General features: G+C 71.6%; 19 protein-coding genes and 1 pseudogene. 12 read left to right on the forward strand and 8 right to left on the reverse strand.

Annotated features, from left to right (window positions below; translation table 11 throughout):
- The first annotated feature begins 26 nt into the window (after window positions 1-26).
- Window positions 27-818 (forward strand): IclR family transcriptional regulator, encoded by a 792-nt coding sequence (locus ABTY98_RS38960; RefSeq protein WP_352225886.1) that lies wholly within the window; start codon window positions 27-29, stop codon window positions 816-818.
- 247 nt (window positions 819-1,065) lie between these two features.
- Here the strand turns inward: ABTY98_RS38960 and ABTY98_RS38965 are convergent, their stop codons facing one another.
- A complete protein-coding gene (locus ABTY98_RS38965; RefSeq protein WP_352225887.1) occupies window positions 1,066-1,353 on the reverse strand; it encodes a DUF5955 family protein in 288 nt (95 codons plus the stop codon).
- Between the two features lie 182 nt (window positions 1,354-1,535).
- Between ABTY98_RS38965 and ABTY98_RS38970 the strand changes: the two genes are divergently transcribed.
- Window positions 1,536-2,135 carry a nucleotidyltransferase family protein gene (locus ABTY98_RS38970; RefSeq protein ID WP_352225888.1) on the forward strand — a complete coding sequence of 200 codons (600 nt, stop codon included), beginning with the start codon at window positions 1,536-1,538 and terminating at the stop codon, window positions 2,133-2,135.
- A 184-nt stretch (window positions 2,136-2,319) separates the two neighbouring features.
- The gene (aceB, locus tag ABTY98_RS38975; protein WP_352225889.1) at window positions 2,320-3,942 is read left to right on the forward strand and encodes a malate synthase A; all 1,623 of its coding nucleotides are present in this window, start codon (window positions 2,320-2,322) and stop codon (window positions 3,940-3,942) included.
- Window positions 3,943-3,949: 7 nt separating this feature from the next.
- Here aceB and ABTY98_RS38980 read toward each other — a convergent pair whose 3' ends face one another.
- From ABTY98_RS38980 to ABTY98_RS39000, 5 genes are all read right to left on the reverse strand, one after another.
- Window positions 3,950-4,225 (reverse strand): Rdx family protein, encoded by a 276-nt coding sequence (locus ABTY98_RS38980; RefSeq protein ID WP_352225890.1) that lies wholly within the window; start codon window positions 4,223-4,225, stop codon window positions 3,950-3,952.
- The gene (locus ABTY98_RS38985; RefSeq protein ID WP_352225891.1) at window positions 4,222-5,127 is read right to left on the reverse strand and encodes a HipA family kinase; all 906 of its coding nucleotides are present in this window, start codon (window positions 5,125-5,127) and stop codon (window positions 4,222-4,224) included. The genes ABTY98_RS38980 and ABTY98_RS38985 overlap by 4 nt, the downstream gene beginning before the upstream one ends.
- Complete coding sequence (locus tag ABTY98_RS38990; RefSeq protein ID WP_352225906.1) at window positions 5,121-5,585, reverse strand: TetR-like C-terminal domain-containing protein; 465 nt, start codon at window positions 5,583-5,585, stop codon at window positions 5,121-5,123. Before ABTY98_RS38990 ends, ABTY98_RS38985 begins: the two co-directional genes overlap by 7 nt.
- Window positions 5,578-6,387, reverse strand: coding sequence for an SDR family NAD(P)-dependent oxidoreductase (locus ABTY98_RS38995; RefSeq protein WP_352225892.1), 810 nt, complete (start codon window positions 6,385-6,387; stop codon window positions 5,578-5,580). The genes ABTY98_RS38990 and ABTY98_RS38995 overlap by 8 nt, the downstream gene beginning before the upstream one ends.
- 83 nt (window positions 6,388-6,470) lie before the next feature.
- Window positions 6,471-7,973, reverse strand: a complete 1,503-nt coding sequence (locus ABTY98_RS39000) for an IucA/IucC family protein (protein WP_352225893.1) — start codon at window positions 7,971-7,973, stop codon at window positions 6,471-6,473.
- A gap of 92 nt (window positions 7,974-8,065) precedes the next feature.
- Between ABTY98_RS39000 and ABTY98_RS39005 the strand changes: the two genes are divergently transcribed.
- The 3 genes from ABTY98_RS39005 to ABTY98_RS39015 all read left to right on the forward strand — a co-directional run bounded on the left by ABTY98_RS39005 (window position 8,066) and on the right by ABTY98_RS39015 (window position 11,753).
- On the forward strand, window positions 8,066-9,571 hold the full coding sequence (locus ABTY98_RS39005) for an IucA/IucC family protein (RefSeq protein WP_352225894.1): 1,506 nt from the start codon (window positions 8,066-8,068) through the stop codon (window positions 9,569-9,571).
- A gap of 107 nt (window positions 9,572-9,678) precedes the next feature.
- A complete protein-coding gene (locus ABTY98_RS39010) occupies window positions 9,679-10,950 on the forward strand; it encodes a VWA domain-containing protein (protein ID WP_352225895.1) in 1,272 nt (423 codons plus the stop codon).
- A complete protein-coding gene (locus ABTY98_RS39015) occupies window positions 10,950-11,753 on the forward strand; it encodes a hypothetical protein (protein WP_352225896.1) in 804 nt (267 codons plus the stop codon). Before ABTY98_RS39010 ends, ABTY98_RS39015 begins: the two co-directional genes overlap by 1 nt.
- Before the next feature lie 54 nt (window positions 11,754-11,807).
- Here ABTY98_RS39015 and ABTY98_RS39020 read toward each other — a convergent pair whose 3' ends face one another.
- Window positions 11,808-12,434, reverse strand: a complete 627-nt coding sequence (locus ABTY98_RS39020; protein ID WP_352225897.1) for a winged helix-turn-helix transcriptional regulator — start codon at window positions 12,432-12,434, stop codon at window positions 11,808-11,810.
- A gap of 81 nt (window positions 12,435-12,515) precedes the next feature.
- On the opposite strand from ABTY98_RS39020, the gene ABTY98_RS39025 reads away from it, so the two are divergent.
- The 5 genes from ABTY98_RS39025 (at window position 12,516) to ABTY98_RS39045 (ending at window position 16,107) form a co-directional block, all read left to right on the forward strand.
- Entirely contained in the window at window positions 12,516-13,724 is a 1,209-nt protein-coding gene (locus ABTY98_RS39025; protein ID WP_352225898.1) for a pyridoxal phosphate-dependent aminotransferase, read from the forward strand.
- A 30-nt stretch (window positions 13,725-13,754) separates the two neighbouring features.
- Complete coding sequence (locus ABTY98_RS39030) at window positions 13,755-14,285, forward strand: hypothetical protein (RefSeq protein ID WP_352225899.1); 531 nt, start codon at window positions 13,755-13,757, stop codon at window positions 14,283-14,285.
- 3 nt (window positions 14,286-14,288) lie between these two features.
- Window positions 14,289-14,897: a histidine phosphatase family protein gene (locus ABTY98_RS39035; protein ID WP_352225900.1), complete on the forward strand. Its 609-nt coding sequence runs from the start codon at window positions 14,289-14,291 to the stop codon at window positions 14,895-14,897.
- A 113-nt stretch (window positions 14,898-15,010) separates the two neighbouring features.
- On the forward strand, window positions 15,011-15,631 hold the full coding sequence (locus ABTY98_RS39040; RefSeq protein ID WP_352225901.1) for a hypothetical protein: 621 nt from the start codon (window positions 15,011-15,013) through the stop codon (window positions 15,629-15,631).
- Window positions 15,632-15,702: 71 nt separating this feature from the next.
- Window positions 15,703-16,107, forward strand: a complete 405-nt coding sequence (locus tag ABTY98_RS39045) for an acyl-CoA thioesterase (protein WP_352225902.1) — start codon at window positions 15,703-15,705, stop codon at window positions 16,105-16,107.
- 14 nt (window positions 16,108-16,121) lie between these two features.
- Here the strand turns inward: ABTY98_RS39045 and ABTY98_RS39050 are convergent, their stop codons facing one another.
- Window positions 16,122-16,523, reverse strand: a complete 402-nt coding sequence (locus tag ABTY98_RS39050; RefSeq protein WP_352225903.1) for a winged helix-turn-helix transcriptional regulator — start codon at window positions 16,521-16,523, stop codon at window positions 16,122-16,124.
- 130 nt (window positions 16,524-16,653) lie between these two features.
- On the opposite strand from ABTY98_RS39050, the pseudogene ABTY98_RS42430 reads away from it, so the two are divergent.
- Window positions 16,654-16,905 (forward strand): annotated as a pseudogene (locus ABTY98_RS42430) (MFS transporter); the annotation flags it as partial.
- Window positions 16,906-17,325: the final 420 nt, after the last annotated feature.

Raw genomic sequence — 17,325 nt, forward strand, 5'->3', positions numbered from 1 at the left:
AAAGGCAGCCCCGAAAGGAACGCGCCGTGCCGACGTCCAGCGCCAGCACCACCGGCTCCGCCAAGTCCAACGGCGGTGGGGTCCAGTCCCTCGAGCGCGCCTTCGATCTGCTGGAGCGGATGGCGGACGCGGGCGGCGAGGTCGGCCTGAGCGAGCTGTCCGCGAGCAGCGGGCTGCCGTTGCCGACGATCCACCGGCTGATGCGCACGCTGGTCGCCTGCGGCTATGTACGCCAGCAGCCCAACCGGCGGTACGCGCTCGGGCCCCGGCTGATCCGGCTCGGCGAGTCGGCGGCCCGGCTGCTGGGCACCTGGGCGCGCCCCTACCTCGCGCGGCTGGTCGAGGAGACCGGCGAGACGGCGAACATGGCGCTGCTCGACGGGGACGAGATCGTGTATGTCGCACAGGTGCCGTCGAAGCACTCGATGAGGATGTTCACCGAGGTGGGCCGGCGGGTGTTGCCGCACTCCACGGGCGTGGGGAAGGCGTTGCTGGCGAATGTGCCGGACGCCGAGGTGCGGGCGTTGCTGGCCCGGACCGGGATGCCGGCGGCCACGGAGAAGACGATCACCACTCCGGAGGGGTTCCTGAACGCCCTGGAGGAGGTACGGCAGCTGGGGTACGCCGTGGACGACAACGAGCAGGAGGTCGGGGTGCGGTGCCTGGCGGTGTCCGTGCCGGATTCGCCCACCGCCGCGGCCGTTTCGATCTCCGGGCCCGCGGGGCGGGTCACCGAGGCGGCGACGGAGAAGATCGTGCCAGTGCTGCAGCAGGTGGCCGTTGAACTGTCCCAGGCGCTGGCGAGTTCGGGGGCCTAGTGTGTGTCCCGGCAGGTTGGTGACGCGGCTGGCCAGGGTGTGGTGCGCGCGGCTGCAAGGCGGAGGAGGCGTGGACGTCAGCCGCTGGCGCGGCGGGCGACGCGGTGGGGGCACTCCCCGCCGAAGGCTGGGGGACGTCGGCGAGTGACGACACCGCCACTGGGGGTCGCCCTCTGGGGGAGCGCGTGCCCCACCCCGCGTCTGCGGCATGATCCGCCGGACAGGCGCCCTAGGGGGCCGTGGGCCTCTAACGTCTCGGCGATTGCCCGAACAGGTCCACCGCCTGGCGTACGTCCGACAGGCCCCGGGACAGTGCGCTCACCGAACCGATCGCTCCCGCGATCAGTAACAGGGAGCGGCGCAGGCGCGGGATCTCCGGCATGCCGCCCGTCGCCATCGCCGCCAGGGCCGCCAGCTCGTCCTCGGCTATCGCACGGTCCGTGAACTCGGCCGGATGTGCGGCCAGTTCACGGCGCAGTCGGGAGACCGCCGTTCGTAGTTCGGCAACCCTCGGATCCTCGTCACTGCCGGTCACTGGTCTCTGTCCCAAGCTCCGCAACACAGCTCTCCCCCCTCGCCCGTTGCCCCATGACGGAGGTCGGGCGCCCGGCGACGCGGGTCAGTAAACGCCCTCCCGTGCGGAAAGCGCTACAGCGCGGGCCGAAATTCAGCCCTGCGGAACCGGCCGCCCGCCCCAGTGTCGGGTATGCAGGACGCATGACGGACACGCATGACCAGATCGCCGGGCTGCTGCTCGCCGCCGGCGGCGGCAGACGGCTCGGCGGGCGGCCCAAGGCACTGCTCACGCATCGCGGGCGACCGCTGGTGGAGTACGCGGTCGGGGTGCTGCGCACGGGCGGCTGCGGGCCGGTGCACGTGGTTCTCGGGGCCCACGCGGACGACGTGCGGGAGCGGGCCGAGCTGGGCGGCTGTGTGGTCGTGGAGAACCCGGACTGGGCCGAGGGCATGGGGTCCTCGCTGCGGGTGGGGCTGGCATCGCTGGCCGGGGCGGGGGTGGCGGCCGCGCTGGTGTCGCTGGTGGATCAGCCGGGGATCGGGGGCGAGGCCGTGGCACGGGTACTCGGCGGGTACCGGGACGAGGACTCGCTGGTGGCGGCGGCCTACGACGGGATACGCGGGCATCCGGTGCTGTTCGGCGCCCGGCACTGGCCGGAGATCGCCGCCAGCGCGACCGGAGACCGGGGTGCTCGTGCCTATCTCAAGGCCCATGAGGCGGCCATCGCGCTGATCGAGTGCGGGGATGTGGCCGTGCCGTTCGACATCGACACCGAAGCCGATCTGAGCCACCTTGAGTGAACGGGATGGCACTGAGCGCCACCTTGGCTCGACACAGAGAATCTCGATATCAACAAACCATTGAACTTCCACAATGAGGAAACTAGTATCCACTGTTCAGAAGCGCCCGACCCCTGATCGGGTGTGCTTCGCTCTACCCGGAACGACTGGCACCCGGTGCCACCGCTGAAGGAAGTGACAGCTCATGTCCGCACCAGCGCCGTCTCCGCCGGCCATCGTCGACGCCGAGCCCCTGCCCCGGCAGGAGGAGGTCCTCACCGACGAGGCACTCGCCTTCGTCGCCGAGCTGCACCGGCGGTTCTCGCCGCGCCGTGCCGAACTCCTCGCCCGCCGGGCCGAGCGCCGCGCCGAGATCGCCCGCACCTCCACACTCGACTTCCTCCCGGAGACCGCCGCGATCCGCGCGGACGACTCCTGGCGGGTGGCCCCCTCCCCCGAGGCGCTCAACGACCGGCGCGTCGAGATCACCGGCCCCACCGACCGCAAGATGACCATCAACGCCCTCAACTCGGGCGCCAAGGTCTGGCTCGCGGACTTTGAGGACGCCTCCGCGCCGACCTGGGAGAACGTCGTCCTGGGCCAGCTGAACCTGATCGACGCCTACACGCGGAACATCGACTTCACGGACTCCGGCTCGGGGAAGTCGTATGCCCTGCGCCCGAACGAGGAGCTGGCGACGGTCGTGATGCGGCCGCGCGGGTGGCATCTGAACGAGCGGCACGTCGAGGTCGACGGCGAGCAGGTGCCGGGCGCCTTCGTCGACTTCGGGCTCTACTTCTTCCACAACGCGCAGCGACTGCTCGACCTCGGCAAGGGTCCCTACTTCTACCTGCCGAAGACCGAGTCGCACCTCGAAGCCCGGCTGTGGAACGACGTGTTCGTCTTCGCACAGGACTACGTCGGCATCCCGCAGGGCACCGTCCGCGCCACCGTGCTGATCGAGACGATCACGGCCGCGTACGAGATGGAGGAGATCCTCTACGAACTCCGCGACCACGCCTCCGGGTTGAACGCCGGCCGCTGGGACTACCTGTTCTCCATCGTCAAGAACTTCCGTGACGGCGGGCCCAGGTTCGTCCTGCCGGACCGCAACGCCGTGACAATGACGGCCCCGTTCATGCGGGCGTACACCGAACTCCTCGTCCGCACCTGCCACAAGCGCGGCGCGCACGCGATCGGCGGCATGGCGGCCTTCATCCCGTCCCGCCGGGACCCCGAGGTCAACAAGGTCGCCTTCGAGAAGGTCCGCGCCGACAAGGACCGTGAGGCGAACGACGGTTTCGACGGCTCCTGGGTCGCCCACCCCGACCTGGTCCCGATCGCCATGGAGTCCTTCGACCGGGTCCTCGGCGACAAGCCGAACCAGAAGGACCGGCTGCGCGAGGACGTCCATGTCGAGGCCGGCGACCTGATCGCGATCGACTCGCTGGACGCCAAGCCGACCTACGCCGGTCTGGTCAACGCCGTGCAGGTGGGCATCCGTTACATCGAGGCGTGGCTGCGCGGGCTCGGTGCGGTGGCCATCTTCAACCTCATGGAGGACGCGGCCACCGCCGAGATCTCCCGCTCGCAGATCTGGCAGTGGATCAACGCGGGCGTCGAGTTCGAGAACGGCGAGAAGGCAACCCCGGAGCTGGCCCGCAAGATCGCCGCGGAGGAACTCGACGGCATCCGCAAGGAGATCGGCGAGCAGGCCTTCGCGGCCGGCCACTGGCAGCAGGCCCACGACCTGCTGCTCACCGTCTCCCTCGACGACGACTACGCCGACTTCCTGACGCTGCCCGCCTACCGGCAGCTGCGCGGCTGACCCGCCGTCACTTGTCCGAGTGGCCCAGGGACTTCCCCGGGGCCACTCGGTCGCGTACGGCCTGCTTCACGGCCGTCGGCTCGGGGAAGCCCTGTTCCTTGCGGTCCCAGACCACCTCGTCGTTCACACGGACGACGAAGATCCCGCCCTTGCCGGGCTTCAGGGCCAGTTCGGTCAGCTCGGCCTCGAAGGTGGTCAGCAGCTCCTGCGCCAGCCAGGCCGCGCGGGGCAGCCAGCGGCACTGGGTGCAGTATTCGATCTCGACGCGCTGGCTGTCACTCATCCGAGGTGTACCGACCAATCCTGTTGAGCCGCGGGCTTGCCGTGCAGGTCGGGAACCTGCTTCAGCCAGGCCGGGCGTCCCTGTTGTGCCCTGGCCGCACGGGCGGCCTCCTCGGCCGCGAGCTGGTCGCCGCCCGGGAAATCGGTGGGGAGCCACTGGGTGGAGGCCCGGACCCGGGCCAGCAGATAGCCCAGGTAGGCCTCGCGCATCTCGTCGGGCGTGCCGAAGTCGGTGAGCCAGGCGTCCGGGACCTCGGCGAGGGTGTCCCTGAGCAGCTTCTCGGTCACCCTGGGCGCGAGTTCGGCGTCGGCGGCCCGGGTGTCGGGGCCGTACCGGCCGAGGGCGTGGTGGCGGAAGTCGTAGGCCTTCTCGGGTGCCGAGGTGTCCCAGCGGTGGTGGAAGACGAGGGCGGCGCCGTGGTCGATGAGCCACAGGTGCGGGGGCGCGGTGCCGAACGTCGGCCAGACCATGAGGTTGGAGCTGTGGACCGTACGGTCGACGTTGACGGTGAGCGCGTCCAGCCAGACGATCCGGCCGGCCTCCAGCGGGTCCACCGGGAAGACCTCGGCGATCTCCGGGGTGAAGTCCTTCGCCCCGGGCAGGAAGTCCATCCCGAGGTTCACCCCGCCGCTGGCCGTGTGCAGCTCGCGCACCTCCTGGTACGGCTCGTGCCCGGCGATCGCCGGGTCGAAGTGCACAAGCACCAGTTCGGGGAACCGCAGCCCGAGCGCCCGCGCCAGCTCTCCCACGATGACCTCGGCGACCAGCGCCTTGCGGCCCTGCGCGGAGCCGGTGAACTTGACGACGTACGTCCCGAGGTCGTCGGCCTCGACGACTCCCGGGACGGAACCGCCGGACCGCAGGGGTTCGATGTAACGGGTGGCGGTGACCTCTCTCAGCATCGTCGCCCCTCGCTTCCGGCCTTCGGCGTGAAGTGACAATGGTAACCGAGCGTGACAGGCGGCGAAGGACAAGGTGCGCTTCTTTCGCGGGCGGACGCCTCGCGCGAAGCAGCGGCGGAAAAGCGCCGGGCGAGCGAGGCCGGCCGGTTCAGTCGGCCACGGTCGGCCACGGGCGCCGTGCGACCCAGCAGATACGTCAGATCGACCAGTTCCGCGGGGTAGATCCTGGCCGGGTCCTGCACCTGCGGCCGCAGATGGCCGTAGATCTCCAGCGACACGAGCCCGTGCAGGCGTCCCCACAGTCGCATCGCGACGGCGGCGGCGGGGTGGGTGCAACTGCTCGGCGAGCAGGGCTCGGGCCCGTTTGGTGTCCCCGAGACGGACGAGCGCCTGCGCGGCGCTGGCGCGGATATCGCCTTCCGGTGCGCACGGCGCCGGGAAGTGCGGTCCTCAGCGATCGCCGCCCCGGATGCGGAAACCGAACGGCACCGTTCCCGGGTCGAGGGCCGTGATACCGCCGTCCACCGTGAGGGTCGCGCCGTTGACGAAGGAGGCCGCCGGTGACAGCAGCCAGGCGATCGCCTCGGCGACTTCGGACGGGTCTCCGGGGCGGGCGGTGGGCACCAGTCGCGTGGCCTGCGCGTAGGCCTCCTCGATCCCGCCGTCCATTCCCTCATCCGCCGCGAACCGGGCCATGCGCCCGTCGGCCATCTCGGTGCGCACCCAGGTGGGACACACGGTGTTGGCCCGCACGCCCTGGCTTCCGTAGTCGACGGCCACCGAGCGGCACAGCTGGAGAAGCGCGGCCTTGGAGGTGGCGTACGCCGCGTTGCCCCACCCGTTGCGCAGCGCCGCGACGGAGGCGACCGCGACCACCGCGCCGCGGGCCTCGAGCAGGTGCGGGAGAGCCGCGCGGAGGGTCAGGAACGGGCCGGTCAGGTTGGTGCGCAGCACCTCGTCCCAGGTCTCGTCCGAGAGGTCCCCGACCGCGCCGCTGCGGCCGATGCCCGCGTTGAGGACCAGTCCGTCGAGCCTGCCGTGGCGGGCGACCGTGGTGTCGATCAGGTCCTGGATCGCCGCCGGGTCCGAGAGGTCCCCGGGGTGCGCCACGGCGCCGGTCTCGTCGGCCAGTCGCCGCAGCGGATCTGGCCGCCGCCCGCCGATGACGACCTGGTGCCCGGCGGCCCGCAGCAGCCGGGCGGTGGCGGCACCGATGCCGGTACCGCCACCCGTGATGACGACAACATGTCCTTCGGCCATGGCCGTTGGGGCTCCTCACCAGCCGGATCGGGCGGCATGATCCTAAACGGATCCGCCACCTCGGCCCGGCGACCGCCACGACTTCAGGCCAGGGGGTTCGGCAGCGGCAGATAGCGGGCGTCGGCGCCGTCCGCGCCGGTCCAGCGCAGCAGCAGGTTCGTCTTGCCCGGCAGGGTCGGCGACGCCAGCAGCCCGGCCACCTCCGGGAGCGGCTGCCGTGCCAGCTCCCGGCGGGCCGCGGGCCATGGGTCGAACCCGGGGCGGCGCTCGGCGAGCACGGCGGCGACCTCGGTCAGATGGTTGACGACCAGGCAGTACACCAGCCGCTCCCACCCGGCGGCCCGCTCCACGTCGGCCAGCAGCTTGACGCCCTCGGCGTCCCGGTACAGCGCCTGCACCGGCGTACCGGCCGCGTCGACGGCGACCAGGGTGTTCTGCAGATGCGCTTCGACTACGACGCCGTGGTCGGCGAAGGCGGTGAGCGCCGGGGGTACGACCGCCCGCAGGTACGCCTCCCACCAGGCCCCCGGATCCGCCGCCGCGGTCAGGGGGCTGCCGTCGAAGCCCTCCACCAGGCCGGCCGCGAGCAGCGGGGTCGCCCCAGGCAGCAGCGACCCGCGCAGCCCGTCCCGCACGACGACCGCGAGTTCCTCGAAGGCGAAGCGGGCGGTGCGGTAGCCGCGGTCGCCGAGCCAGGCCGCCGGCCCGCCCATCGCCGCGAAGGCGGCGGTCACGGCTGTGTCCGTACGGCGCAGTTTCCGCAGGTCGTGCGCCCACAGCCGGCGGATGTCGTTGGTGATCCGGACGTCCAGGCTGAACTTCAGGAAGAGATCCCGCACCGGTTCGTACACGGTGCGGATCGCGGCCGTCGGCCAGACCGCGAAGTCGGTCTCCCGCAGCCGAACCAGACGGCCGTCGGCGAAGGCCGGGGCCAGGTCACGGGCGACCAGGTCGAGCTGCCAGGGGTGGGCCGGCAGCAGCCGGTATCCCGGCGGTACGGCCGCCAGCGCGTCGAGCGCCGACGTGTCGCCCTCCTCGGCCACCTGGTCCTCGCGCACCCCCAGCAGCACCAGCGGGAACCGGGCGTGGGCCTCGGGCGCGTACGGCAACCAGGCGGTGACCGGGCCGCCGCCGCGTGCCTTGGGAGCCGGGTGGTAGGGATGGCCGGTGATGAGGGACTGCTCCGAGCGCAGATACGGGTCGTCGGGCGCCGTCGCCCGGGCGCGTGCCGTGAGCAGCGCGGCGACCGCGTCCCGGCTGTCGATCATCTCGGCCGGCAGATCGCCGTTGGACAGCCCGGTGTGCCCGCGCAGCACCTCGGCGACGAGTTTCACCAGCTCGGTGTGGCCGACGCGGTACCAGCGGCCGGCCGCGTACGCCTCGGGCGCGGCAGGCCGGCGCGCACCGCGCACCCGCAGCAGCCGTCCGCCGCCAGGGAGCCGGTAGACCCGCGCCCCCCCTTCCCCGGCGTCCGGGAGCGGCTCGGCCACCTCCCGCAGCAGGCAGTTGAGCAGGGGCGCGGCAGCGTACGCGTCGGCGCGTTCTCCGACGGCGTCGCCGGGGTGCATCAGGTCCACGCGATCCATTCGCTCTCTACGTCCACACGGTCCGATCACGATCAGTATGTCTCTTGTCAGCAGCGATGATGACTGTCGTACCCGTCCCGAGGAGCCCTCACGTGCACCGTCCCTCCCTCATCGAGACCCAGCTCGCCACGGAGCTGGCCGAGGCGCGGCCGGACCTGGTCTCCGGGTACCCGGCCGAGCTGCCCGGTGCGCGGGCGGCGGTGCTGACCCGGCTGTGGCGGGCACTGGCGCACGAGCCGCTGCCGTGGGTGACGCGCCGGGTACGCGGAGCGCACAGTCTGGCCCTGTGGCTGGCCGACGGGCGCGCGCTGCACGGCCCGCCAGCGGATCCGTACGCCACCGACGCGTATGTGACCGCCGTACGGCTGGACGGGGTGTCGTACGACGATCCGGCGCGGTTGATGACCGATCTGGGGTGGCCGCACTCGGCGGGATTCGCGGGCGAACTCGGCCACAGTGCCGCCTCGTTGGCGCTCTCGCGGGCGAACCGGGGCTTGCCTCCGAAGGAGTGGCCCGGGCGCGACTGGGAGTGGGAGCAGCGGGTGGTCGACGGGCATCCCTTCCACCCCAACTGCCGTTCCCGGCCGGGTCTCTCGGCGGCGGAGCAGCTCGCGTACGGGCCGGAGCACCGCCCGGTGGTGCGGCTGGAGACGGTCCCGGTCGAGGCCGGGGACTGTCTGCTGACCGGCGACTGGCCGGACGAACTCCGGGATGCGGGGCGGCTGTTGATCCCGGTGCATCCCTGGCAAGCCGCCCATGTCCTCAAGGGCGCCCCCGGCGAGCCCTGGCGGACCGGGCACCCGCTGTTGTCCCTGCGCACCCTCGCCCTTCCCGACGGGAAGCATGTGAAGACCGCGCTCAGCGCACGGCTCACCTCGTCCGTCCGGGACATCTCGACGTACTCGATCGGCGCGGCGATGACGCTGTCGTCGTTCGCCACGGATCTGGCGTCCCACACGGACGGGCTCCTGCACATCACCCGCACCCTGGGCGCGGCGACCGCCGGCTCCCCCGACCTGGCGGCCGTGTTGCGCGAGTCGCCCGAGGTGTACGCGGGCCCGGGCGAGCGGGTCCTCCCGGTGGCCGCCCTGGCCACCACCGCCCTGCCCGAATCGCCGTCCTGGCTGGACGGGTTCACCCGGCTCGCCCTGACGGTGGGGCTGCGCCTGCTGGATCTGGGCGTGGCCCTGGAGGCGCACGGCCAGAACCTGCTCGTGGTGCTGTCCGAGACCGGCGCTCCGCTACGGCTCGTCTACCGCGATCTGGCCGACATCCGCCTCAGCCCCGCCCGGCTGGCCCGGCACGGCATCACCCCGCCGGAGCTGACGGGACGCCTGGTCACGGACGACGAAACGACGCTGCGCCGCAAGCTGTTCGGCTCCCTGATCGCGGGCGCCCTGGCGGGCACGGCGGGTTCGGGACCGGCTCTGGCGGCGGCTCTGGAGACGGCCGTACGAGACCTTCCCGCCACTCCGGACCTCAGGGCACTCCTCGAAGGACCGCTGCCGGCGAAGGCGTTGACGCTGATGCGGCTGTCGCCGGAGGTGCCCGGGGACCAGTGGGCGGCCCTGCCGAATCCGCTGGCCGGCACGCAGTGAACGCTCACCTGCCCGCGCGCCACCCTCCGTTGGCCTGCCGGCCGCCCGCGTTTTGGCGGACGGACCTCGTTTTGGAGCCCGGCGCCTCTGATCAATAAGATCCGCCGATGATCAGAACACAACGGACGGCGGCGGGAGTCTGCGCTCTGCTCGCCGCCCTGGCGGCCGGGATCGCGTTCCCCGGCGGAGCGGTCGCCGACGAGACGGACGAGACGGGTCAGGCCGCTCCCAAGGTGGAGCTGGTGCTGGACGTCAGCGGTTCCATGCGGACGGCGGACATCGACGGCGGGACGCGGATGGCCGCGGCCAAGCAGGCGTTCAACGAGGTGCTGGACGCGACGCCCGAGGGGGTCCAGCTCGGCATCCGCACACTCGGCGCCAACTACGCCGGAAACGACAAGAAGACCGGCTGCAAGGACACCGCGCAGCTCTACCCGGTCAGCACGCTGGACCGCACCGAGGCGAAGACCGCCGTCGCCACACTCACACCGACCGGGTGGACCCCGATCGGCCCCGCGCTGCTCAAGGCGGCCGACGATCTCGAAGGCGGTGCCGGGACCCGCAGGATCGTCCTGATCAGCGACGGTGAGGACACCTGCCAGCCACTGGACCCGTGCGAGGTGGCCCGCGAGATCGCCGCCAAGGGTGTCGGGCTGACCATCGACACGCTCGGACTGGTGCCGGACGCCAAGACCCGGGACCAGCTGAGCTGCATCGCGGACGCGACCGGCGGCACCTACACCTCCGTACAGCACAAGGAGGAACTGACTGACCGGGTGGGGCAGTTGGTGGACCGGGCCGCCGATCCGGTGGTGACGCCGGTGGCCACGGACGGCACCGACCAGTGCTCCTCGGCACCCGCGCTGAAGTCGGGGCTGTACACGGACCGTGAGGAGTTCGGGCAGCAGCGCTGGTACAAGGTCGACGTCAACCCGGGCCAGGAGCTGCGGGCTTCGGTCAGTGTCGCCGCCGACCGGGCCGTCAACCCGGACTACGGGGTGCTGCTGCGGGCGGTGACCGTGCACGGACGGGAGATCGTGCGCGGCGAGGCGTCGGGCACGGGCCGTACGGATGTCATCTCGACCGGTCTGCGGTACCCGAAGGCCGAGAGCGACGACGAGGGCACCACCCCGGAGACCGTCTGCCTCCAGGTGACCAACTCGTTCTCGGCCGCGTCCGGTGTGAAGACCAGCCCGGGCCTGCCCGTCGAGCTGACCGTCGACGTGGTCGACGGGCCGTCGAAGGCGTCCGACGTCGCCTCCTTCGGCCTCGGCCGCGGCTGGTGGCTGCTCGGGGCGCTGGTACTGACCGGCTTCCTCGCGGGTCTGGTGTGGGGCTGGGTGTCGCGCTGGCGGGTAGCGGTCTGGAGGACCAACTGATGTCGATCACACGTGTGTTGAGCGCCGCCCTGCTGGCGGTGGGACTGGCCGCGGGACCGGCGGCCGCCGACGACGCCTCGCCCTCCCCCAGTGCCTCGGCTGACAGCGGCGCGCCCACCCAGGCGGGCACGTCCTTCCGTACGGCGACCGAGATCGACCAGGGGCAGCAGGCCACCGCCAGCGGATCGACGGGCGACTACCTGTACTGGTCGTTCCCCGCCGACGCCGGGCAGCGCCCCGACGTCAAGGCGACGGTGAAGCTGCCCGACTCGCACGCGGCGCAGACCTGGCAGATCGACGTGTACGACGGTCTGCGGCGCCGCCAGTCCTGCCAGTACGGCGCGCAGACCCGCACGGCCGCGCAGGGCGCCACCTCGGTGGAGCTGGCCTGTGTGACGCGTACCGTCCGGGGCTGGTCGGAGCCGTGGGCCAACGACCCGCTGCCCGGCACGTACTACGTCCGGCTGACAGCGGTGGATCTCGGCAACGCGGACCTCGGCAAGCCGGTGAGCGCCGAGATCCAGGTGGACTCGAAGGACATCGGCGGTTCGGCGGCGGTGGACGGTTCGCTGGCGAAGCCGCTGGTTCCCGGGATCGCGGTCAGTTCCGCGAAGCGCGACGGCGACACCAAGGCGGCGGTGCTCTCCAGCTTCGGTGCGGACGACGGCTGGTCGTCCGGCTGGTGGACCGACCGTTGGGTGTGGACCGGGATCGGCGGGCTGCTGGCCGCGCTGGCCGGTATCGGCGGGTACACGCTGACGCGGGGTTCTGGGCGGCCGTACCGGGTGCCGCCGGGCGCCTGATCCCTCGTACCCCGGTGACCGGGCCTCCGTTCGCGGCGGGCCCGGTCGCCGTTTTCAGGCGTCCCGCAGCCCCTTGGCCGGCGCGCCGTCCCCGGTCACCGTCACGCGCCCGGCCCGTACCGCGTCCCCCAGGCTCAACTCCCCCCGGGCCAGGGACGCGCACGTCCCGGCGTCGAGGACGAGCCGTGCGTCGGGTTCGCGTGGTGCGGGGCCGTCGCCGTACACCGGGCCGTCCTCCGCGCCCGCGTACAGATGGAAGTGCCCCTCCTCCAGCCGGACTTCGACCAGCCCCTCGCCGTTCAGGGACCGCAGCAGCGGCAGCGCGAACCAGTGGGCGCGTACCGCGTCGGTGGGCCGGCGCTCGCCCAGCTCGGCCTCCCCCCAGCTGCCCAGCGCCTGGATCACCGGGAGCAACTCCCGCCCGCGCCCGGTGAGTTCGTAGACGTACGCCGCAGCCGGCGGGGGCAGCCGCCGCCTGGTCGTGACCCCGTCCCGCTCCATGTCCTTCAGCCGCGAGGCGAGGACGTCCGTGCTGACCCCCGGCAGATCCGCGTGCAGGTCCGTGTAGCGGCGGGGACCGGCGAGCAGTTCCCGGACGATCAGCAGGGTCCAGCGGTCGCCCACGACGTCGAGGGCGCGGGCCGCGGAACAGTACTGGTCGTAGCTTCGGCGAGGTGACATGCGGCGCAGTCTAGACAAGATGTTGGACTTTCCAAGCTGGTACTTGGTAAAACCAAGCAACACGAGTTTCCGGAGGGGCGCATGGAGTTCCGGCAGTCCAACAAGCTCAGCGAGGTCTGTTACGAGATCCGCGGACCGGTGATCGAGCACGCCAACGCGCTGGAGGAGGCGGGCCACAGCGTGCTGCGCCTGAACACCGGCAACCCCGCGCTGTTCGGCTTCGAGGCGCCGGAGGAGATCCTCCAGGACATGATCCGGATGCTCCCGCAGGCACACGGCTACACCGACTCGCGCGGCATCCTCTCCGCCCGCCGGGCCGTGGCCCAGCGCTACCAGGCGCTGGGCCTGGAGGTCGGCGTCGACGACGTCTTCCTCGGCAACGGCGTCTCGGAGCTGGTCTCCATGGCCGTACAGGCGCTGGTGGAGGACAGCGACGAGATCCTGATCCCCGCCCCGGACTTCCCCCTCTGGACGGCGGTGACCACCCTCGCCGGCGGCAAGGCGGTGCACTACCTCTGCGACGAGCAGGCGGACTGGTACCCGGACCTGGCCGACATGGAGTCGAAGATCACGGACCGCACCAAGGCCGTGGTCCTCATCAACCCCAACAACCCCACCGGCGCCGTGTACCCGAAGGAGATCGTCGAGGGCATCCTCGACCTGGCCCGCCGGCACGGCCTGATGGTCTTCGCGGACGAGATCTACGACCAGATCCTGTACGACGACGCCGTCCACCACTCGGCCGCGGCCCTCGCCCCCGACCTGGTCGTCCTCACCTTCTGCGGCCTCTCCAAGACCTACCGGGTGGCGGGCTTCCGCTCGGGCTGGCTGGTCATCACCGGCCCCAGGCAGCACGCGAAGGACTACCTGGAGGGCCTCACCATGCTGGCCTCCATGCGGCTGTGCGCCAACGCGCCCGCCCAGTACGCCATCCAGGCCGCGCTCGGTGGCCGCCAGTCCATCCGCGAACTCGTCTCCCCCGGCGGCCGGTTGCACGAGCAGCGCACGGTGGCCTGGGAGAAGCTCAACGAGATCCCCGGCGTGACCTGCGTCAAGCCCAAGGGCGCCCTCTACGCCTTCCCGCGGATCGACCCCAAGGTCCACCGGATCCACGACGACGAGAAGTTCGTCCTCGACCTGCTCCTCCAGGAGAAGATCCAGGTCGTCCAGGGCACCGGCTTCAACTGGCCCACCCCGGACCACTTCCGCATCCTCACCCTCCCGTACGCCGACGACCTGGAGACGGCGATCGGCCGCATCGGGCGGTTCCTGAGCGGTTATCGGCAGTAGGGGCGTGCCCGGGCTGGGTAACCCCTTCCCATGACTCCGCGCCCGCTGCTCCTCCTCGACGTCGACGGACCCCTCAACCCGTTCCGGGCCCGGCTGTTGTGGCATCGCGGGTATGTGACCCGCAGGCTGCGTCCGGCGAACTGGTCCGCCCGCCAGGAGCCCGGCTCCCGCCAACTCCGCCGCGGGCTGAGGGTGCGGCTGCACCCGGGGCACGGGGCGCGGCTGCTCGCACTGCCGTACGAGCTGGCGTGGGCCACCACCTGGATGCATCAGGCCAACGAGATGATCGGTCCGGTCATCGGGCTGCCCGAGCTGCCCGTCATCGAGTGGCCCGAGCTGTTCGCCAAGGATCCGGACGGGTTGTACTGGAAGACGCGGACCGTCGTGGCGTGGGCGGCGGGGCGGCCGTTCGTCTGGGTGGACGACATGATCACCGAACTCGACGTCCGCCACGTCGCCGAGCACCACGCCGGCCCCGCGTTACTCCTTCCGGTCGACCCGCGCCACGGACTACGGGCGCGTGAGTTCGCCGAACTGGAACGCTGGGCTTCTAGCCTCTGACGTATGGCTGATGTCTTTCTCGTCCGGCACGGTGAGACCGAGTGGTCGCGGTCCGGACGGCATACCGGGTGGACCGACGTGCCCCTCACCGAGCACGGTCGGGAGGAGGCGCGGCGGCTGGTGCCGTTGATCCGCTCGCATCGCATCGGCGCCGCCTTCGTCAGCCCGCTCCAACGGGCCCGTGAAACCGCCGAGCTGATCGGCGTACCCGACGCCCGGGTCGACGCCGACCTGCGGGAATGGGACTACGGCGGCTACGAGGGCGTGACCACGGCGGAGATCCAGCGCACCCGGCCCGGCTGGTTCCTCTTCACCGACGGGGTCGCGCCCGGTCCGCCGGAGCACCCCGGGGAGACCCCGGAGCAGGTCGGGGAGCGGGCCGACCGGATGCTGTCCAAGGTCGACGCGGCCCTCGCCAACACGGAGGGGGTCGTGCTGCTGGTCGCCCACGGCCACTTCCTTCGCGTCCTGACCGCCCGCCGCCTCGGCCTGCCGCCGTCCAACGGCGCCCTCTTCCAGCTGGCGACCGGCACCCTGTGCCGCCTGAGCACGGAGCACGCGCGGCCGGTGATCGCGGGCTGGAACATCCGCCCGTGCGAGCCGAGCCGCTGACGGCGATCGGCGGCTGGTGATGTTCGTCCGGTCGAGTGTCAGTGCGCGGTCGTAGCCTTCGAAGCACGGATCGGTACGCGCCCGTACGGATCGACGCCGGAGAGGAGCACGCCGTGACCCGACCGCCCACCGCCGCGCAGCGGCGGGTCATCGATGGCGCTGATCCGGTCAGCGGGCGGCTGCGGGGTACGGAGGCTCAGTTGGCGGCGCTGGTGAAGCAGGGGCTTGCCTTTCGGCATCCGCGACCGCCGCACGATCACTTTCTGACGCCGGCGGGGCATCGGATACGGGAGGCCGCTCCTCAGCCGCAGGCGGTGGCCGCGGCCGAGCCGGACGGGGTGTTCGCCGCGCGGGTCGGCGGTGAGGAGGCCGTCGATGACGGGCCCGCCCGCGTGCGGGAAGTGCACAGTGCCTGGCAGGGGCTTCTGGAGCTGCGCCGGATGACCAATCCCGACGGCGCCACGGACCGGCCGTGCGGCTGGGAGCGTGCGCATCTGGTGCGGGCCGCCGCGCTCGCCCTGGAGGCGGCCGGGCACCCGCCCGAGGGACCGGCTGCCGCCGGCTACCGGGTGCGGGCGACCCCGCAGCCCGAGGCGGTCGCCGTGTACGCACCGGAGGGCGAGCCCCTGCGGGCCTGCGCGGCCACCCTGGAGCGGGCGGGATGGCAGACCGGCGAGTACACGGAGCCGCGGACTCGAACGCGCTATCTGCTGGCATCGCCGCGCCGGGTGTGACGGGCGTGTCAGGATGCCGGCAAAGGATCAGTGCGTCGTACACGAGACGTCCTACACGAGAAGGGGAAGTCGTGAGCGAACCGTATTCCGTCCGCGTCACGGTCCGTGGCTACGAGACCGATGTGCAGGGCCATCTGAACCAGGCGGTGTACCTCAACTACGCCGAGCACGCCCGCTGGTCGCTGCTCCAGGCCGCCGGGATCACCCAGGCCCGGCTGGTCGGGCGGGGCGTGGGCCCGGTGGCGCTGGAGACGACCATACGGTACCGGCACGAGGTCGATGTGACCTGTGGGTTCGAGTGGAGCGGGGGCAAGACGTTCCGGATGCTCCAGTCGATAACCAGGGCGGACGGCACACTGGCCGCCGAGGTGGACGCGGTCGGCGGGCTGCTGGACCTCAAGGCCCGGCGGCTGGTCGCCGATCCGGGCGAGGTGTTCAAGGAGCTCACCTCGGCCCCGGACCTGTTCGGCTTCTGAGGGGCCAACGCCGTCTACGCGTCGAGCAGTTCGGGCTGATGCTCGGCATCGTAGGCCGCCCGTGCCTCCGCGATGTAACCGCGGTTGCGCTCGGCCCAGTCGGTCAGCCGCCGCAGCGTCTCGTGCAGCTCCAGGGCCACCGGGGTGAGCCCGTACTCCACCTTCGGGGGCACCGTCGGATACACGGTGCGGGTCACCAGCCCGTCGCGCTCCAGGTTGCGCAGGGTGAGGGTCAGCATCCGGCGGCTGATGCCCTCGATCCCGCGCTCCAGCTCGGTGAAGCGGATGGGGCCGTGCGAGGCCGCGACCAGGATCTGGACGCTCCATTTGCCGGCGACCCTGTCCAGAACCTCGCGGACCGGGCAGGTGGCCGCGTTCACGACCTGGACGGTCACACCGGTGTTCCTCTGGGACATCGAGCTGCCTCCTTACGTCTCCCCCATGGTCACTCACCATGAACTCCGTTACAAGCCGTGCACTGTGTACACGATCCGTTCCTGTTCATCTGCCTGGTGAGTTCTACGGCGATTGCGGAGGCCAGCGGCCATGTCGACCACGACCGGAACACCGACACCGAAACCGACACCGGCGGGCCCGGTGGGACTCTCACGAACATACCCCCGTTGGGCGTCCCTCGCCGTTCTGTGCGCGGGGACGCTGATGACCGTCCTCGACGGCACCATCGTCACGGTGGCGCTGCCGGCCATTCAGCGCAACCTTGGTTTCAGCGGTCCCGGGCCGGCCTGGGTCGTGAACGCGTATCTCATCCCGTTCGGCGGGCTGCTCCTGCTGGCGGGCGGCGGCCTTGGCTGCCACGCCTCGGGGACCATGTCCGCACATCGCGTCAGGCCCAGCCGCTACGCCTTCGTCGACGCTGACCTGCTCGCCCGCCTCACGGCGTGGCCGGGTCTCGACGGGTCGGAACCGGTACCTGGTTGAAGCCGTAGTAGAGGGCAAGCAGTCCGTGCGCGGCCAGGGTGAGCGGCGCGGAGACGAAGGCCAGGCCGACCGTGATCGGGTAGCCCAGTGAGCCGAGGGCGAATCGAGTTCGGGTCGCACGCGCGGCCTCGGCGTCGACGCGGGCGTCGAAGAGATGCCCGGTACGGGTGAGATGCCACCACAGAGCGTCTCTAATTGGCTAGGTTTTCCTGGGTGATCCCGGGTGTTCGGGATCGCCTGGGTGGGGGGCTCGGTTCCGGTCCCGGTGGTCTGGCCACC

The organism is Streptomyces sp. NPDC096040, assembly GCF_040303265.1.
Lineage (GTDB): Bacteria > Actinomycetota > Actinomycetes > Streptomycetales > Streptomycetaceae > Streptomyces.

What these genes read in the sequence shown, in the direction of transcription:
- ABTY98_RS38970 (WP_352225888.1), top strand. Translation starts at nt 1,536, where the DNA reads ATGACGGACACGCATGACCAGATCGCCGGGCTGCTGCTCGCCGCCGGC.
- aceB (WP_352225889.1), top strand. Translation starts at nt 2,320, where the DNA reads ATGTCCGCACCAGCGCCGTCTCCGCCGGCCATCGTCGACGCCGAGCCC.
- ABTY98_RS38980 (WP_352225890.1), bottom strand. Translation starts at nt 4,225, where the DNA reads ATGAGTGACAGCCAGCGCGTCGAGATCGAATACTGCACCCAGTGCCGC.
- ABTY98_RS38985 (WP_352225891.1), bottom strand. Translation starts at nt 5,127, where the DNA reads ATGCTGAGAGAGGTCACCGCCACCCGTTACATCGAACCCCTGCGGTCC.
- ABTY98_RS38995 (WP_352225892.1), bottom strand. Translation starts at nt 6,387, where the DNA reads ATGGCCGAAGGACATGTTGTCGTCATCACGGGTGGCGGTACCGGCATC.
- ABTY98_RS39000 (WP_352225893.1), bottom strand. Translation starts at nt 7,973, where the DNA reads ATGGATCGCGTGGACCTGATGCACCCCGGCGACGCCGTCGGAGAACGC.
- ABTY98_RS39010 (WP_352225895.1), top strand. Translation starts at nt 9,679, where the DNA reads ATGATCAGAACACAACGGACGGCGGCGGGAGTCTGCGCTCTGCTCGCC.
- ABTY98_RS39015 (WP_352225896.1), top strand. Translation starts at nt 10,950, where the DNA reads ATGTCGATCACACGTGTGTTGAGCGCCGCCCTGCTGGCGGTGGGACTG.
- ABTY98_RS39020 (WP_352225897.1), bottom strand. Translation starts at nt 12,434, where the DNA reads ATGTCACCTCGCCGAAGCTACGACCAGTACTGTTCCGCGGCCCGCGCC.
- ABTY98_RS39025 (WP_352225898.1), top strand. Translation starts at nt 12,516, where the DNA reads ATGGAGTTCCGGCAGTCCAACAAGCTCAGCGAGGTCTGTTACGAGATC.
- ABTY98_RS39030 (WP_352225899.1), top strand. Translation starts at nt 13,755, where the DNA reads ATGACTCCGCGCCCGCTGCTCCTCCTCGACGTCGACGGACCCCTCAAC.
- ABTY98_RS39035 (WP_352225900.1), top strand. Translation starts at nt 14,289, where the DNA reads ATGGCTGATGTCTTTCTCGTCCGGCACGGTGAGACCGAGTGGTCGCGG.
- ABTY98_RS39050 (WP_352225903.1), bottom strand. Translation starts at nt 16,523, where the DNA reads ATGTCCCAGAGGAACACCGGTGTGACCGTCCAGGTCGTGAACGCGGCC.